At 43.5% G+C, this 18,815-nt stretch carries 11 protein-coding genes; 3 read left to right on the top strand and 8 right to left on the bottom strand.

The window, feature by feature from the left end; genetic code table 11:
* Positions 1 to 53 precede the first annotated feature (53 nt).
* The gene (locus N7U62_RS00520) at positions 54 to 380 is read left to right on the top strand and encodes a HesB/IscA family protein (protein WP_264135917.1); all 327 of its coding nucleotides are present in this window, start codon (positions 54 to 56) and stop codon (positions 378 to 380) included.
* Between the two features lie 4 nt (positions 381 to 384).
* Here the strand turns inward: N7U62_RS00520 and N7U62_RS00515 are convergent, their stop codons facing one another.
* On the bottom strand, positions 385 to 1,125 hold the full coding sequence (locus N7U62_RS00515) for a hypothetical protein (protein ID WP_264135916.1): 741 nt from the start codon (positions 1,123 to 1,125) through the stop codon (positions 385 to 387).
* 508 nt (positions 1,126 to 1,633) lie between these two features.
* On the opposite strand from N7U62_RS00515, the gene N7U62_RS00510 reads away from it, so the two are divergent.
* On the top strand, positions 1,634 to 2,644 hold the full coding sequence (locus N7U62_RS00510; RefSeq protein WP_264135915.1) for a potassium channel family protein: 1,011 nt from the start codon (positions 1,634 to 1,636) through the stop codon (positions 2,642 to 2,644).
* A gap of 64 nt (positions 2,645 to 2,708) precedes the next feature.
* On the opposite strand, the gene N7U62_RS00505 is transcribed toward N7U62_RS00510, so the two are convergent.
* Positions 2,709 to 5,084 (bottom strand): glycoside hydrolase family 3 N-terminal domain-containing protein, encoded by a 2,376-nt coding sequence (locus N7U62_RS00505; protein WP_264135914.1) that lies wholly within the window; start codon positions 5,082 to 5,084, stop codon positions 2,709 to 2,711.
* A gap of 59 nt (positions 5,085 to 5,143) precedes the next feature.
* On the opposite strand from N7U62_RS00505, the gene N7U62_RS00500 reads away from it, so the two are divergent.
* Positions 5,144 to 5,908 carry an NUDIX hydrolase gene (locus tag N7U62_RS00500; RefSeq protein WP_264135913.1) on the top strand — a complete coding sequence of 255 codons (765 nt, stop codon included), beginning with the start codon at positions 5,144 to 5,146 and terminating at the stop codon, positions 5,906 to 5,908.
* A gap of 6 nt (positions 5,909 to 5,914) precedes the next feature.
* On the opposite strand, the gene N7U62_RS00495 is transcribed toward N7U62_RS00500, so the two are convergent.
* From N7U62_RS00495 to galB, 6 genes are all read right to left on the bottom strand, one after another.
* The gene (locus N7U62_RS00495) at positions 5,915 to 6,394 is read right to left on the bottom strand and encodes a hypothetical protein (RefSeq protein WP_264135912.1); all 480 of its coding nucleotides are present in this window, start codon (positions 6,392 to 6,394) and stop codon (positions 5,915 to 5,917) included.
* Positions 6,395 to 6,540: 146 nt separating this feature from the next.
* On the bottom strand, positions 6,541 to 8,484 hold the full coding sequence (locus N7U62_RS00490) for a glycoside hydrolase family 97 protein (protein ID WP_264135911.1): 1,944 nt from the start codon (positions 8,482 to 8,484) through the stop codon (positions 6,541 to 6,543).
* 175 nt (positions 8,485 to 8,659) lie between these two features.
* Positions 8,660 to 10,840: a glycoside hydrolase family 3 C-terminal domain-containing protein gene (locus N7U62_RS00485; RefSeq protein WP_264135910.1), complete on the bottom strand. Its 2,181-nt coding sequence runs from the start codon at positions 10,838 to 10,840 to the stop codon at positions 8,660 to 8,662.
* A 244-nt stretch (positions 10,841 to 11,084) separates the two neighbouring features.
* Complete coding sequence (locus N7U62_RS00480) at positions 11,085 to 13,916, bottom strand: TIM-barrel domain-containing protein (protein ID WP_264135909.1); 2,832 nt, start codon at positions 13,914 to 13,916, stop codon at positions 11,085 to 11,087.
* A gap of 42 nt (positions 13,917 to 13,958) precedes the next feature.
* The gene (locus N7U62_RS00475; protein ID WP_264135908.1) at positions 13,959 to 16,331 is read right to left on the bottom strand and encodes a glycoside hydrolase family 31 protein; all 2,373 of its coding nucleotides are present in this window, start codon (positions 16,329 to 16,331) and stop codon (positions 13,959 to 13,961) included.
* A gap of 5 nt (positions 16,332 to 16,336) precedes the next feature.
* Positions 16,337 to 18,811, bottom strand: coding sequence for a beta-galactosidase GalB (gene galB / locus N7U62_RS00470; RefSeq protein ID WP_264135907.1), 2,475 nt, complete (start codon positions 18,809 to 18,811; stop codon positions 16,337 to 16,339).
* Positions 18,812 to 18,815 lie beyond the last annotated feature (4 nt).

Genomic DNA, 18,815 nt, shown 5'->3' with positions numbered 1-18,815 from the left:
GAAACTTTTTATCAAGCTAAAGAGTTCGACTAATAATATTGAAAACTAATATTATGCTGAAAGTATCAGAAAAAGCACAAGCAAGAATCATAGAATTGAAGAAAACAGAAGGTCACCCAGAATCGCATAATTTACGTGTAGCGGTCAAAGGCGGGGGATGCTCTGGTTTGATGTATGATTTGTCTTTCGATGATCAAATCACTGAAAAAGACGATGTCTTTGAAGACAATGGCGTAAAAGTAGTCGTAGACAAAAAGAGCTTGTTTTATCTTTTGGACACTACACTGGACTTTTCCGACGGTCTCAATGGCAAAGGCTTTCAATTCATCAATCCAAATGCCTCACGTACCTGTGGCTGTGGTGAAAGTTTTGCTGTCTAAGCAGTTATAGCTCACTATAATCAACAATTTTTACTGGCAGGAAGGGTCCTTCATACATATAGCAGGTAGCCACATCAGGCAAAGCTGACCATGGCAAAACCTCTATGTCTATCAAGTATGATTGACCTTCCTCAATTTCTAATTCACCTTCAAATTCTAAAGGTAAAAAGGAAAATCTTTTATAATCCGGGTTGATATTATTTGGACGCTTAGATTGGAACCAAAGTCCATTGGGTCCTGGCTGGCAGTATGTTCTCGCCACTTCAACTTCGATTTGCTTACCCTGAATCAATCCAGGAACATTTGGCGGCAATACATATTCCTTGAGATCATAACCATTGGTTAGTTTCACTGTGAATTCGTTTGAATCATTACTTCGAAATTGCCCTAAGTCTATCCCTAATTCCTCCACCCAAAGCGCCTCACAAAGCTGATTGGGAGCCTGATGAATTAAGGCTAAGGACAAACTTTCTTCTGTGTTAGTCCCTTCCACTATTACAAATGAATGATTGGGATCACAGCCCGCAAATCGAAGTTCCAGAATCAACGAATCTTCAACCCTTTGAACAGAATTAATTTCATACCACAACCCCTTTCGATCTCCCTCCGAAATGTCATCATACATCTTCGGGTTGTCTACGATGGTTAATGATTTATCAAGAAATTTTTGATCTATATTATCTATTGCTGATTCTTCACAAGAAAAAAGCAGAAGTATCAATACTAGGAAGACAAAGTTTTTCATAATCCTTTCGTTTTTCATTTCCTAGAAGACACCATACTCTACAACTTGGTTGGAAAACAAAGGCCAAATCCAATAAATCCTAAGGGCTTTTACCGGGTACTTTTCTTAAAAAATTCTCCTATCTATAGGGGAATCCCTTAATTTTTGTTAAAAAGTAGTATTATCCCTCGTTTTTGTTTGGGAATTCCATCCCTTATGGTACTTTTGTAATACGATAATTGAGAAACAAACAAGAAAATATTCATCTCAACTTTGCTTTGGCACGGTATTCGTTTAGAATATATTAACAAACAAAGTTAGATATAAAGATAAGTTTAGGTTAGGTTGGTTTAGGGGTTGCACCGAAAGGGCAGCCCCTTCTTTTTTGTCCTCTTTTTAAATTACTACCCCTTCCCCACTCCAGATATTTATTTTCAACTGCGAAAAGTCTGGTTTTCCCTAGCTGCATTTTGATTAGATTTGGAAATGTCTAACCAAACCCCATAAGCCCACTTTGAAACCTCTCTACATGAATAAGCAGCTAGAAAGCCTAATTGGCGCTTTCTTACTATTCATCATCAGTTTAGGCATTGGATTAGCAGGATTCTCATTTATTGAAGATCTGGAATTTGTCAATGCACTGTATATGACGATCATTACTGTCGGTACAGTAGGCTTTACAGAGGTCAAAGAATTGAGTCAGGCCGGAAGGATATTCACATCTTTTTATATCCTAATGAACCTTGGCTTATTTGCCTATGTGGTTTCGGTAGTATCCAGTTATTTTTTCGAGGGAAAATTAAAAAGCATATTTAAAAGCTATAAATCAAGTATGGAAATCAGCAAATTAAGCGGTCATGTCATCGTGTGTGGTTTTGGTCGCAATGGCAGGCGTGCATGCGAAGAACTACAAAAAAGCGGTAGAGAGTTTGTCATCATCGATAATAAAGCAGAAATCCAGGAGCTGATACCTGAATCTATGCGCTGGTATATTGGAGATGCTACGCAGGATGAAAACTTGAAAACCGTGGGTATCGAAAGAGCTTCTACCATCATCATCACTACACCTTCTGATGCTTCTAATGTCTTCATCACCCTTACTGCCAGACACCTCAACGAAGACATCAAAATCATAGTAAGAGCCTCAAATATAGAAACCGAAGAAAAACTCTATCGAGCAGGCGCTGACAAAGTAATCATGCCTGACATGCTCGGAGGTATGTTCATGGCACAGTTGGTAACTAAACCCATTGTTATCGAATTTCTAGATCTGCTCAATGGTGTATCAGGTACTAGCTACCACCTCGAAGAAGTGGGATATGAGGAGCTAAAGTCTCAATATCAGGACAAAACCTTGCGAGAGCTGAATATTCCAGCAAAAACAGGCGCCATCGTTCTGGGTGTAAAAGACAATATCAAGGGATTAATACCTGGACCAAGTGCAGACACTTTTATTGGTATAGATGACCACTTGATTGTATTGGGATCGGATGAAACCCTGAAGAAATTTATAAAAGAATACAAAAGAGGGCTTCTTTAAAAAGAAAAAAGACAGGTCGCCCCGTCTCTTTTCTTAAATCAGACTAAAGTGTTTTGTATTTGCTTCATTTAGAACTTAGTTCAGTGATTTCCTGATCTGCCACCAAAACTTTATTTACTTTTTCAACAATCAAATCCTTAGCCAGGGAGAAAGTTGCACTGGCGTTAATATTTTCACTAGAAGAACCAATCTGAACCGTATACTCCCCTGCTTCGGCTACCCATGCTGTTTGACTTTCGTCATATGAAGCCAAATCACGGGCTTTCAAAGTGAAACTGATCGTTTCACTAGCTCCTGGAGTCAGAAGCCCAGTCTTGTCAAAAGCACGAAGTTCCTTTGAAGGTTTATCCAGGTTTTTATCAGGTGCGGCGAGGTACAGCTGTACTACTTCCTTGCCTGCCAACTCTCCAGTATTAGTGATGGTCACTGTAGCAGTTATTTCCTCAGAGAAGTCTGAACCGCTAAGTTTAACTTCAGAATAATCAAAACTTGTATAAGAAATCCCGAATCCAAATGGATAGGCAACTGGCACATCAAAAGTTCCAAAATATCTATACCCAATATAGATCCCTTCTTCATAGTTGACTTGCGAAGGATACCCCATCGGCATAGGCCCCATCATGATTTGTTCTACACCAGGCAAGTTTTCTCCGGGGAAATTCTCAGCGCTCTTAGTATCTTCATACACCACAGGAAAGGTTGTGGGCAGTTTTCCAGAAGGGTTGACCTTACCCAAAAGCACATCGGTCAAGGCATGCCCAGCCTCCTGACCTCCCTGCCAGGCCAGTACTATCGCATCCACCTGATCTCTCCAGCTAGCCGTCTCAATCACATTACCAATGTTAAGTACCATGACAACTTTCTTATCCACTGAATGATAGGCGTCCGAGACTTTTTTAATCATGTCTTTTTCTGCGGCAGTAAGATAAAAGTCTCCCGCTAGCTCGCGATCCTGAAATTCGCCGGAGTTTCTTGACAATCCGATAAAAGCCACATCGCTCTGATCAGCCATTTCCTTCAACTTAGCATCTTCAAGGGCCATTTCTGGAATAGGAGGCAGTAGCGTAAAGAAAAATTCTTTCTTAGGTAGTTTCGCCTTTTCAGTTACAATATATGCTTCATAGTCACCCTTAAGGGTATTATCCACTGGGTAGCCAGCCTTTTCCAATCCCTCTACTAGAGAAACCGTGTATGCCTCATTGACATCACCACTACCCGAACCACCTGCGATAAAATCATAGGAACCAACCCCAAAGGCAGCTATCTTCTTTTGCTCAGATTGTACAGGTAAGGCCATTTCATTTTTCAACAAAACGATGCCTTCTGCCGCCGCTCTTCTAGCCAAATCCGAGTTGGCTCTCATATCTGGTTGATCCGAATATTCATATCCCGCGAATGATGGGGATTGCAAAACAATCTTTAAAATATGTCCCACATTGGTATCGATGACTTTCTCATCTAAGGACCCGTCCTGTACCGCAGAGATGATTTCTTCTCTTTGCTCAGGTCTGCCTGGCATCAACATGTCGTTACCTGCTCGCATTTGCTGAGCAGCATCATCTCCTGCAAACCAATCAGTCATCACAAATCCCTCAAAGCCCCACTCGTCTCTGAGTACGGTATTGAGCAACTCGCTATTTTGAGAAGTGTAGACTCCATTTACTTTGTTGTAAGAACTCATGACGGTCCATGGTTGAGCTTCCTTTATGGCAATTTCAAATCCTCTCAAATAGATTTCACGCATGGCTCTTTCACTAATGGTCGCATTGACAGTCATACGATTGGTCTCCTGATTGTTGGCTACAAAGTGCTTGATAGAAGTCCCCACTCCGTAAGATTCAATCCCATTGACAATGGCAGCAGCCATTTTGCCACTCAGAAGTGGATCTTCTGAGAAGTATTCGAAATTTCTACCCGCACGAGGATTTCTGTGAATATTCATAGCAGGAGCCAAAAGCACATCTGCTCCATACTCCTTCACCTCATTGCCCATGGCCTTGCCTACCTGCTCTACTAGATCAAGATCCCAGGTAGAGGACAATACAGTTGCTACTGGAAAAGCAGTGCAATAAAATCTATCGGAACTAGTAGAATCACGAATCGGTTCGATCCTCAAACCTGCAGGCCCATCAGCCAATACCATCGATGGGATGCCTAATGCTGGAAAAGGTCGCGTGTTACCCGCTGCACCTGGCACTTTATCTTCAATCTCGCCCACCATCATTCCGGGCAGATTCATACCAGTTCCTACAACCAAACTTACTTTCTCTTCCAGACTAAGTCGAGGAATAATATCCGCCACTCGTTGATCAAGTGAGGCTTCCGGATTCTCATAGGTTTCCATGGTTCCGTTCTGATTCAAATCTCTGTAGGCTATCTCAGTGCTTTGTGAACAAGCAACCATCAAGGCCATAAAAATAGGTGTGAGTAATTTTTTCATAATCTTCATTGCGTCATTATGACACAAACATAATTATTATTCAGAATTTTTCAACAACTTTGAACAAAAAAGAAGAAGTGGCGATTCAAGTAGAGGACTTACAACCAGGACTTTCCATCGACTGTGTCATTTTCGGATTTCACGAAAATGAACTTAAAGTTTTACTGCTCAGGCTTAAAAATTCTGACATTTGGGCTTTACCAGGAGGGTTTGTAAACAAGGAAATAGATGTCGATCAGGAGGCTATTCATGTATTGAAAAACCGCACAGGGTTAGAAAGTATTTTTCTGCATCAGTTTCACCTGTTTGGATCTGTTAGCAGGAATAACACCTATCACACCAATCATCTGATCGAACAAAAACTACTCGACCCTAACCTGAAGGAATGGTTTGCGCAGCGGTTCGTCACGGTGGGTTATTATGCACTGGTAGAATATTCGAAGGTGGAAGAACCCACCCCAGACTTGCTATCTGAAGCATGTGAATGGTGCGCGATCAACGACCTCCCAAATCTGATGCTTGATCACAAAGACATCATTCTAGAGGCACATGCGACGCTGAAAAAGGAGTTGAATCATCAACCCATCGGGCTAAATCTATTGCCTGAAAAGTTTACCATCCCGGAGTTACAGTCCCTATATGAGACAGTGTTGGAAAAGAAATTGGACCGAAGGAACTTCAGAAGAAAAATGCTCGGCTATGATATACTGATTCAAACCAATGAAAAGCGAACTGGAGTAGCTCATAAAGCCCCTGATCTATACAAGTTCGATCAGGAGAAATATCACCTCGCCATTAGTCAGGGTTTCAAAAGTGGTTGGTAGAGGAAATCAACTATAATCCTCAACCTCCAGCTGGAAGAAGGCTACAGCTGGTTCTAGGGCTTTCAGGAGTTTATCCTTATTGGTGTTCCCTGCTAAAAACACTTTTTCTTCATTTTCAAGTTTCACAAAAGCAATGAATTCTCTGGAACGTATTGTAGAACCCGTCGTGACCTGAGTATACATATACTGTGAAGTTTTTCTGGCATTGATATATAATTTGACCGCCTCATTGTAGGAATACCAGGTGCCCATTTTAATCCACAAAATGGAATTATAGATTCGATACCGCTTCTTCCTTTTATCAAATACTACTCCGGTATAGCCAGTCAACAAAACCAAGCCAATAATCAAGGCTATCGGAAAAGCGACCGGTGCATATAGCAAAATGACTAAACTCATGAACATCAGTATCCATCCTACTACGCGGAAGTGCGATGGAAACAACTTTTCAGTTTCAATATCTAAGGTTTCTTGTGGATCTGCCATTATAAGAAATTCTACTTTTCAGGATGTATAAATCTATTCACTTCCTAATTATTTTCACTCTGCCCTGAAAAAAAAGTGACCCGAACCGAATCATTGCAAAGCAATAAACGGCCCAGGTCAGCAACACACTTATCTTAAGGTTTCGACTACAACTGAATTAAAAATCCACCATTAGGCTTTAGGCTGATGGGGTATTCACCAGTTTCCGGAATAGACACCTCCTCCTGCTTCCAGGATCTTTTTTCTTCTCCATCAGTAATTACAGTACCGCTCAACCCCTTGAGGAATGACAAATCGAGAATCAGGTCCTTCGCCTTATCTTCTCCATTGATTCCGCTAACGAACCACTTATCACCGCTTCTACGTGCCATTACAGCCAACTTGCCCGGATAGCCATCGACAAAAACCGATTCATCCCATTTGACAGGCACGGCTCTCATGACCTCCCGTACATACCCTGGATGATTCTTCATCCCATTGGCTGTCTCTGCATAGTGCTGAATCCCTGAAACAAAAAGCACCGAAGTGGCCAACTCGAATGCGTTAGTTGAACGTCGCTCTATGTTAGGAATCTCAGACAAGGATACCGGAGTAAAATCCATCGGATCGAATACGTTTCTAGTGAATGGTAGCATCGCACAGTGAGAAACAGCAACATCCGCATTTCGCTGATCAAAGGTGATAAACTCCATGCCTTTAATCGACTCCATAGACATCAGGTTGGGATAGGTTCTCTGCCATCCTCTTGGTAAGGTACAACCATGAAAATTGACGGCAATACCAGCTTCAGCGGCATCTTTTAATATATCGTGATAGTACTCGATCACTGACTGACCATCGCCTCCAAAGAAGTCTATCTTTACTCCAGCAATACCCATTTCGCTAATTCTTTTAAATTCTTTTAAACGAGCATCACTTGTCAACATCATATCCTTTGGAGTCAGTGGTGTGGAGTTCCAATCACCTGCCGAATTGTACCAAAGAAGCAATCGGACGTTGCGCTCCGAAGCATAATCTGCTAGCATTTTTATGCTATCATATCCTATTTGCTTTTCCCACAGTGCATCAATGAGACAGTATTCCCATCCCATATCCGAAGCATAGTTGATGAATCGTTTTTGAACCGGCACTATCGTGCTATCATCTTTCAATATCACCCAGCTCCAGGCAGCGCGTCCAGGCTCTACCCATGAAAAATCTCCTTCGATGGCTGGTGCAGCCAAATCTGTACCCAGAGTCGATTCCGTTATGGTTTTCAAAGAGCCTATAGCCAATACTCTCCATGGACTATACCATGGCAATTGAGACTGTGGATTCAACTCTCCGTCAAAAATCACTTCCTTTTCCTGAGGAAAACCAACCTTGTACTCACCATTAGGAGAGTTTTGCTCCAAACGAGTCGCACAGTAATTGGCTTCTAAGCCAGACTCAGATACCAATACCCAGTTGTCTCCCACATTGAATAAGGCTGGATAAACCCACCCAGCAGCAGTCGGGCTAGACTGACTCACGGAGATGTCCATTAGATAGTTTTCCTCATAGGATGGATTGGTCTGACTCCAACCTGACTTGGCTTCAGCACATGGCTGTAACCAGGCTTTGGCATCATCAGGTAGATTGAAGGTAGTGCGCTCTTCATTGATAAATTTCACATCCTCGCTTTCCCCTGGGAAGTAATAACGAAAAGCCACCCCATCGTCAGACAACTGGAATATTACCTCCATCTTGTCTCCAGATGCATTCTCAAATGAGTAGACCTTTTTGTTGGCCATGTAGTGAATCTTACGTTGTTTTCCATGCTTCAGCTCATAGTTGTCATGTACCATCTCTACCTCCGAAACACCGGTAAGCTGAAGAGCAGTGGAAAGATCTACATCTTCGCGTTTCACTCCTAGTTGAGAGGGCTCCAGTACGATTTGGTCGTTCTTCTTTACACTATAGCTGGCTTGACCCGCCTCGTCGATAGCCACCTCTACGGTCAGCGAAGCGTCAGGGCTAGACACACTCAGATCCTGCTCTTTTTCTGTCGGAGAGCAGGCCACACCCATCATCAATCCGATGAGCGCCAAAAAAATAGAATTTCTTAACATGCTTGTGTTTTTAGTTTTTCATAGTTTCGACATAAAGTTACTCAGATTTTATAAAGTGTAGCATACACACTTTAAAACAAAAAGGGCACCCAATTCTGGACGCCCTTTCAATTTTTTATTACTCTTTTTGATAAGGGTTTTAGCCCTATTGAACGTGAGGTATGATCAACTTCAATCAGTTCACCTTCACGGTCAAAACCTCAGAAATATCATCTGAAGCCTGTCCCACGTAGATTTGATAGCTTCCTTTCTCAATCTGCCAGTCACTAATAGATTCGTTGTAGTAGGCCAAATCCCGCACAGCAACTTCCATTTCTATTTCCTGACTCATCCCGGCTTCTACGATCACCTTTGCAAAACTCTTTAATTCCTTGGTTGCGCGCTTCACCTTTGATTTCTTCTTACCCACGTAGAGCTGCACCACTTCCTTTCCTGCTCTATCTCCCGTGTTCTTTAGCGTCAGTGTTACCTTGATGGTTTCGTCTAGACCATATGTACTGGCCTCAGTTTTCACGTCAGAGATTTCGAAATCAGAATATGTCAAGCCATAACCAAATGCATATTGAGGGGTTATTTTCTTCGTATCGTGCCAACGATAGCCTACCAATATATCCTCCTTATACACCTGCTTGATACTATCTCCTGGGTAAGAAATCTCACCATATGAATGAGCCGCATTGTCGTTCAGCTTTTTAGGGATGGAAAAAGGCATCTTACCAGATGGATTCACATCGCCACTGATCACATCTGCCAATGCATGTCCGGCCATGCTACCCAGGTACCAGCCTTGCATCAGGCCTTTTACTTCTGATAGCCACGGCATTTCGACCGCATTACCGCTGATGAGCACGAGCCCTAGATTAGGATTTACCTCTGCGATCTGCTTCAACAATTCGTCCTGACCGAATGGCAAACCATATTCCAATCGATCACCTCCTTCACAGTCCTGGTAGTGGTTTTTGTTCAACCCTCCGAAGAACAGCACCACATCCGCGCCCTTCACGGTTTCAAGTGCTGCAGCCCTCAGAGAATCAGCATCGTATGGAGATGGAAGTTCTCGTCCATAAACAGGTGCACCAGAGGCATAACCCATGCTGTATAGGATCTCCGCGTTTTTATATCTTTCTTGAATCCCCTGCAAGGGAGAAATTTCAAACTGTGCCTTCAATTCAGAAGATCCACCACCCTTGGTCATCATGCGAGTAGCATTCTCTCCGATCACTGCTATTTTCATTTTCTTTTCAGGATCGATAGGGAAGAAATCATCCTCATTCTTCAACAAAACGATGCCTTCAGTGGCCACTTTTCGCGCTACTTCATGATGCTCCTTGTTATTGACTCTACCGAGCGGACGATCACTATCCAAACTCGTACGGTAGATCAAACGCAGGATTCTTCTCACTTTATCATCCACCAATTCTTCAGCCAACTCCCCATCCTTTAGTTTTTTCTCAAAAGGGTCAGCCAGGTAATAATTGCTGTAAGCAAAGGCTGTAGAAGAAGTCAAGCCATTGGTCCAGGTACCCATCTCTATATCCAGGCCATACTTGGCTGCTTCATCGGTATCGTGTGCTCCACCCCAATCGGTGACCACCACTCCATCAAAGCCCCAATCTTTCTTGAGGATATCATTGAGCAGTATCTCGTTGTGGCAGCAGTGCTGTCCACGAAACTGGTTGTAGGCTCCCATGATCGACCAGGCTTCTCCCTCTATTATCGCCGCTTTGAAAGCAGGCAAGTAGATTTCGTATAGTGCACGGTCGCTGACCTGTACATCGATGTGTCCACGCCATTTCTCCTGGTTGTTCAGCGCATAGTGTTTCACACATGCAGCTACACCATTCTTCTGTACATTTTGGATATAGGGCACCACCATTTTGGAAGCCAAAAATGGGTCTTCGCCCATGTACTCAAAGTTTCGACCATTGAGTGGCGTACGATAAATATTGACTCCTGGTCCTAACAAAATATCCTTTTCGCGGTAGCGTGCCTCCTCTCCTATCGCCATGCCATAGTCTGCAGACAATTCAGGATTGAAAGAAGCAGCCAGGGCAGTCAAGGCAGGAAAAGCAGTGATAGAATCGTTGGTCCAGCCGGCATAGCCCCAGTTGTCCCAGTTGATCTCAGCTCTGACGCCATGTGGTCCATCGGACATCCAGACTTCTGGTATCCCCAAACGTGGCACGCCCGCGGAAGAGAACTTCGATTGTGCATGGCACATGGCCACTTTTTCTTCCAGCGTCATCAGGCTGAGAATGCTGTCGATTTTCGCTTCTCTTACCTCAACTGCACTTTGTGGCAAGGCAGCTGAGAAAGAGCCAACGATTATAAATAAAGACAAAAAGTATTTCTTCATTGTATTTGAATTATGTGGTTGGGTGCTTGTTGTTTAGCCTTCCCCAATTTCCTTAAAGGATTGGAGCTAATAGTTATCATCGTCATTTCGACAGAGCAAAACGACAAGACCTGTCTACCAACAGGCAAGAATCTGGTTCGAAAAATGCTGAGGCTATCTTGCTCTCTGCCATCAGAACACCAGACTTCTCGTCGTAGCTAAGAACTACCGTCCCTAGCTACTCCGTCGAAGTGACGATGCATGATTAAAACTTCACCTCAGTTGAAGATCCGTCGTATTTCACTTCTTTATAATCACTCAGGTCATCAATAGAGCCTGGTTGATCTTTGGAAACTACAATTACTCTAAAAGTTCTTTGCTCCAGCATACCGCTAAAACTACCCTCACGGTCTCCAATCGTCAGCGTTTGATCCGCTTCAGACCAGCTCAGATTGATGTTGGTGTACTGACCTTTTTCATAGTTGTAGTTGGTTCCCTCATCTTCATAGAGATCGAATGTCACATCTTCACCTGCGTATACCACTACCGTGATCGGATCAGCTGGCTTTTCTGTTGTGTACTCAATCTCAGGACCAAAAGTCAAGATTGAACCGGCCTTTGCGAACATTGGCATTCTCTCATAGTCTGCTTCAGCTACTATTTTCTGACCTCCATCAAAGAATTTGCCCGTATAGACATCATACCAACCCGCAGACTGTGGCAGATAAACTTCTCTTTCTCTGGCCTGATACTCGTACACAGGTGCCACCATCAGAGATGGACCAAACATGTACTGATCACCTATGTCATATACATTCTTATCAGAGGTAAAATCCATCGCTAATCCACGCATCATGGTGTAGTCTTTGGTGTAAGTCCAACCTGTCAGCGAGTAGATGTATGGCATCAGCTTATATCTCAGCTTGTTGTAGTAGAGCATAGACTCATATGCCGGGTGTCCTTCTGGCGCGATATTATATACCTCGCGGAATGGGAACTGTCCATGCACTCTGAATAGCGGAACAAAAGCGCCGAACTGGTACCAACGTGTATTCAATTCTCTCCACTCCTTCAGGTCTTCACTTCCTTCAGTCGCATTTTCATATCTTTTCTCTACACAGAAACCTCCGATATCCTGCGTCCAGTAAGGCAAACCAGACATGGCAAAGTTGATACCAGCAGAGATCTGAGATTTCATATCTTCCCATCTCGTACCGATGTCTCCACTCCAGGTCACAGCTCCAAATCTCTGGATCCCTGCAAATCCTGATCGAGTCAAAATGAACACTCTCGTATCGTTATCAACAGAACGCTGACCTTCATAGATTCCTTTGGCATTGGCCAAAGCATAAGCATTGAAATATTCCGTAGATGGTCCTAATGCGGTAGGAGTCATCAGTGCTTTTCTGTAATCTATACTTGCATTGGATAGGATATCTGGCTCAGAAGCATCCATCCACCAGGCATCAAAACCTTTGGTATATAGTTTATCATGGATCTGCTTCCAGAATAATTCTCTGGCTCCCTGATCGTACGCATCATAGAAAGAACCTATATAACCAGGATAAATCCAATCCTTCACGCTGTCTTCAACGGCTCTCATATACATCCAGCCATTTTCCTGAAACTCCTTAAAATGCTCAGTATCCTTGTAAAACTTAGGCCAAACAGATACCATGATCTTGGCATTCATCTCGTGTACCTGATCTATCATACCCGCAGCATCTGGGAATCTCTCTAGATCGAAATCGTGGCTACCCCATTTCGTCTTTGGCCAATAAGACCAATCCAATACGATGTTATCGATTGGGATATGTCTCTCTCTGAATTCTTTCAATGCTCCTAGCAATTCGTCCTGCGTTTTGTAACGCTCGCGGCTCTGCCAGAATCCCATCGACCACTTAGGCATCACTTGCGCCTTACCTGTTACAGTTCTATACTTGCTGATCACATCATCCATGTCGTCACCCGCCATGAAGTAGTAGCGAATGTTCTGTCCCATTTCAGAGTTGAAAGCGATTTGCTTTTGCTCCTCTGGAGCTACTGGTGACAAAGCCTTCAGTCCAATGTAAGACACACCGCCATCAGGAATCCACTCTAATTTGATATCGTATTTCTCACCCGCTTTCATGTCCACGTTGAACTTAGCTACAGACGGGTTCCATGCGGTTCTCCACTTGTAGAATTGCAGCTCACCATTCACCCATAGTTTGGTGTATCCCGCGTAGTAGCACAGGAATCTGAACACGCCACTTTCGTCTGCTTCGATCTGTCCTTCCCAGGTGATTTTGGCATTAGAGAAAGGAAAATCTTTTGGAAACTTCTCAACCGTTTCGAGGTTCTCATAGTCGATTTGGCTTTCCTGCTGCTGAACAAATACATGATCAGAATTTTTATCATCATAGTAGGTAGCCGTCAAGCCGCCTTCTTTCCCATCTGCTCCATAAAGCTTGAATTGATCGATGTTGCTGTAAGGTCTCTCGTCCCCAAAGCGTGTCAGAGAATAGTTGTCCCAAAGTATACCATAGTTCTCTGTCGACATGATGAAAGGAATAGACACTTTGGTGTTGTATTGGAAAAGCTCCTCATTCTTTCCTTTGTAGTTCATTTCATCGGCCTGATGCTGACCTAGACCATAAAGTCCCTCGTCTTCTGGAGAATCGAAACGCTGGCTCATGGTATAGCCCGTTTCACCTTCTACGGTGATCGCCTCGAAGCTGCGGCTGTCCTCCGCCATGATGGCATTGCCTGCTGCATCAGCATAGGCCACATGGCCTGTTGCCTGATCGATGGTAACGGACAATTCAGCTGAACTCAATACCAAATGGCCATTTTCCTCTTTTACCTCGAATGAAACCTGATCTTCTACTGGCACTGCAATCAGACTCGGTGTAGAATCCCACTGCCCATCAGCAGATGCCTCCACTTTGACTATGTCAGGTGTGACAAAACTTACTCTTACACTTTTAGCAGTTCCATCAGTCGGTGAAACCACTACTCCATCTTCTGTTTTTTGATATTTTGAGGCTCCCCCTTGCTGACATGCGAAAACCGCTACTGCCATTAGCCCCAACACCAATTGTTTGATTGTCTTCATTGTGTTGCTCATTGTTTGAGTCTTAAATTTAACCTATTGGAATTATTTTAATTCAAAACTTATTTTTCCTTCGAAAGGATCATCTACCAGTTTTTTGTTTCCATTTTCATTCACTACTTCGATGGTTTTCCAACTATCTTCTCCCGGAATAAAAAGTCTACCCTTGGCCTGATCACCATAACATTTCAACGTGATCTCTTCCCAATTCATATCTTGTGTACTCTGTGCAAGCCCGATGTGCGGGATCACTGCCCCTTCTCGCACTAGTACGACGATCGGGATATCCCCTGCTTCGATGCTATGCCATCCCCCTTTGTATCGAATACCTGTCTGATAATCTACCCATGCTCCCGAACCTGGCAGATAGACCTGACGTTCATGGCCATTTTCGAATAGCGGCGCTACTAACATATCCTCCCCAAACAAGTACTGATCGTCCACTAACCAGGCGCCCGGGTCCTCCGGAAACTCGACGAACAAAGCCCTCAACATAGGCAGACCATTATCACTTGCATGCTTGGCCTGTGCATAGATATAAGGCATCAATTGATAGCGCATATTATCTGCCTTTCGAAAAGCAGACATAAAATCTTCTCCAAATTCCCATGGCTCAGTAGGTGGCTCCCCATGACTCCTGACATGAGAGGTAAGCATCCCAAAAGGTGTCCATCGTCTGTATAGATCCTCTGGAGTGGCCGTCACAAAGCCTCCTATATCGTGAGACCAGAAGGTAAATCCAGACAATCCAATAGATAAACCACCGCGCAATGTAGCAGACATGGCTGTATTGGTGGTTGCCGGATCACCACCCCAGTGAACGGGATAGCGTTGGCTACCGGCCCAGGTACTTCTCGCCCATATAAAGGGATGACCTGTCACTTCTTCCGTTACGTCAGCAACTGCCTTGTTGTATCTGAGGGGATACAAATTATGCTCATAAAAACCTGTTCTGCCATTAGAGTAAATACCAGTTAATGGTGCTGCTTCTCCAAAATCCACTTTGATCGCTCCTACCCCCATATCGAGTAGGGATTTGATCTTTTCCTGGTACCATACTACCGTTTCGGGATTGGTAAAATCCAAAGTGGCATCCTCATAAGGAATATTTCCTTTTCTGTCTTTCACGACCAGCTCCTTCTCAATCAACTCAGGAAACAAGGAGTTCTGAGGTGTGAAATAGGGCAATTGCCAGAGTGAAATATGAAACCCATCGCTTTTCAGGTCACGAATCATCTTTTCTGCTTTTGGAAATCGCTGATCGGCAAATTTGTAATCGCAGCGCCAGTCGACCCCAAACCACCCCGTATCAAAGTGAATGACATCCGAAGGGATTTCATTCTCACGGAGTTTTTTAGCTACTTTCATTCCTTCCTCTTGAGAGAAATAGGTGATGCGACTCATCCAAAAACCAAAGGACCAAAGAGGTGGCATACTGGCTTTACCTGTCAGGTCTGTGTACTCATCTAATATCTCTTTTGGCTCGCCCAAAAAGAAGAAAAGATCCAACTCATCATCTCCAATCATCATACTGTTGGCGGCATTGAAATACTTGCCAAAATCGCAAGTGATCGGTGTAGAGTGATGCATAAAAACACCATAGCCCCTGCTACTCATATAGAAAGGAATCGGCTTGTACATGGTCTCATTCTGCACACCATTGCCATCGTCGGTCATTATTACCACCTTGGATCCGCGCTTGTTAAAACTGGTATATGACTCACCACAACCATAGATTTTTTCGCCGGGAGACAATGAAAATACCGCATCCATACTGCGAGAATAATCCTCTGCACGACGTACATAAGAAAAAGGAACGACGGGAGTATAAGTATTCGTTACGTCAGATTTGTGAATGGTACTGGTGAGTAGCTTGCCATCCGTATCATATAGATAAATATGCCAGGGTTTCTCAGTGATGACCAGCTTACCAAACTCACTTTGGTATTCATGCCCCATATCTGTTCTGCTATATATCCATGATGAGTTGTCTGCAACTACCTTCCCATCGACCAGCATGATGCTATTCTCCTCTTGTGTAAACTGAGGGCCAGAAGTCATTTGGATTCTGATGGTCCTGGGGGACACAAAAGTGATCGAAAATGGATGCTCAGGAGAAACCGCATACTCAGTAGTCGGAAACTCATTGGCTTCTTGAGGAGCCAACACCGACAGCATGTTGTTAAATGCCTGTCTCGTCTTGTAGCCGTGGCGCAGGTATTTGACTTTGCCTTCTCCGGTCTTCGGATCAAAGGCAGTTAACTCGTCTGCCAGGTAATAGGTGTTTTCAAAACTGCTAAAACCACCACTGATGTCCACTGGCTCGTTGAGCATACCTGTGTTTTGAATTTGGGCCTGGCATATCCCAAAACTCAAACTCAATAAAAATAGGTTTAAAATCGTCTTTCTTAATATCATAATCATCATTTAGTCGTGATGACCACCGAAGCACTGGTCAAATGAGCCGAATGGGCCGTTAACTCAATCTGTCCTGCTTCTTTGCCAGCTTGTACCACTACCAGACACTTGCCAGCCATGGCCTTCATTTTTGTTCCTTTGAGAGACAAATGGCTGGTTGGATCTCCGTTATCTACTCCGACGATTCGGCCATTGCCTTTAATTTCGAATTCGATAAGATCAGTCGCTACAGGGACGACTCTGCCCAAATCATCCTGCACCTCTACTGTGATAAAACTAAGATCCTTGCCATCTGCATCGATGGTGCTACGATCAGTGGATAGGGCTATCTGACTGCCCTCGTTGGTTGTCTCCACAACCTCAGTCAGAATCGCCTTACCACTTTTTCTAGAAACAGCCTTTAATGTCCCTGGCTCATAAGCCACACGCCACATGACATGCAACTCTTCGCCTTCTTTTGATTTCGTTCCGAGCGACTTTCCATTGAGAGAAAGTTCCACCTCGTCTGCATGATTATAATAAACCCATACATCTACTGAATCTCTATTTGCCTCTTCCCAGTTCCAGTGTGGATAGACATAAAGCACGTCTTCATCCGTCCATTCAGATTTGTACATATAATAGACGTCTTTCGGGAAACCTGCCAGATCGATTACTCCAAAATATGAGCTTCTGGAAGGCCAGGTGTATGGAGTAGGTTCACCCAAATAATCAAATCCCGTCCAAATAAACATACCAGACAGCTCGTCATGTTTTTTAATAATCTTCCAGGTCTCCTCGTGCGTAGAGCCCCAGGGAGCACTGACTTGATCATAGGCCGATACGGTATTGCCTGGGTTCCCTTGATCAAAAGGAATATCCCAACGAATCGGCCATCTCTTCAATGTATCGGATTCAGCATCATAATAGCCCCTTGTCATCAACCCAGAGGTGGTCTCTGTAGCGATAAATGGCTTGTTAGGAAAATTATCTTTGTGATGCGGGTAGGTCTGATGCGCATAATTGTATCCGATGACATCAATTCCTTCGGACTTAGAAATGGAATTGTAGCTTACTTCAAACTGTGTCGTCACCCCTGCATTGGACATATTTACCGGCGGATTCATCCCAATGGTAATGGGTCTTGTGTCATCCAGTCCTTTTACAATATCGTATAGTTCTTTGGCTATTGCAGGTCCTTTATCTCCCCACTGTTCCAAAACTTCATTGCCCGTACTCCACATGATGATACTAGGGTGATTTCTGTCTCTTTTGATGAATTCTACCAAATCCTTCTTATGCCATTCGTCCCAGTAGAGTGAATAGTCGTAGGGCGATTTATTCAAACTCCAAATATCAAATGACTCGTCCATCACGACAAACCCCATTCGATCGCAAAGTTCGAGCAATTCAGGTGCTGGCGGATTGTGAGCGGTACGTATACCATTTACCCCCATCCCTTTCAAAATCTCTAATTGTCTTTCGATCGCACGTTCATTGATCGCAGCCCCTAAACAACCCAAATCGTGGTGCATACACACCCCTTTGATTTTTACTTGCTCGCCATTGAGCACAAAGCCCTTGTCTAGATCGAAAGCAAAAGATCGAATACCTGTAGTAGTTTGGTACTGATCTACAATAGATTCATTTACCTTGATTTCAGTAAATAAGGTATAGAGATAAGGTTTGTCCATACTCCACAACTGAGGAGATTTCAATTCTAGCTCATGATCTATGGTATTACTTCCTTTGGCTAGTTTGATAGAACTCATTTTCTGAGCAACTACTTTATTTTCAGCATCCTTTAGGATTGAATACACTTCAGCACTTTGGGGCGTATCTCCATCATTGATCACTGTCGTATTGACAGCCAGGGTTGCAGATGCTTCGCTCACCTTTGGAGTGGTAATATAGGTTCCCCATTGCGCAACGTGAATCGGTTCTATCAAGACCAATCTGGTATTTCGATAAATACCGCTCCCAGAATACCATCTGGAATTAGGCTGCTTCGAGTTATCAACTTTGACAGCTATAACGTTTTCCTTCTCGCCAAAATTTACAAAATCTGTAATATCATATTCGAAGGAAATGTATCCATTGGGTCTTTTACCGAGATAGGTCCCATTGATCCAAACTTCGCTATTCATATAAACCCCATCGAACTGAACAAATACGCGTTTGCCTGCTTTGTTCTGATCCAGTTTAAAAGTCTTGCGATACCAACCTATTCCTCCAGGCAAAGCACCTCCTCCAGCAGTCGCTGGATGATCTTCTGAAAATTCCCCTTCGATACTCCAGTCGTGCGGCACATCCAATGTCCTCCACGAGGCATCATCATAGGATGAATTGCTGGCATCCATAGTGGAGTCGGCCAGAGTAAATTGCCAATTTTCATTGAAAGATATTTCCGTCCGAGGCAAAGAAGTCTGACCGCAAGCTGCGATCAGACTTACCAAAACTATTATTATATGAAACTTTATGAATTTTATATTCCTTCCCATCATC

Origin of the sequence: Reichenbachiella ulvae (assembly GCF_025833875.1) — a bacterium.
Taxonomy (GTDB): Bacteria; Bacteroidota; Bacteroidia; order Cytophagales; family Cyclobacteriaceae; genus Reichenbachiella; species Reichenbachiella ulvae.
This window is presented reverse-complemented; position numbering and strand designations above follow the sequence as displayed.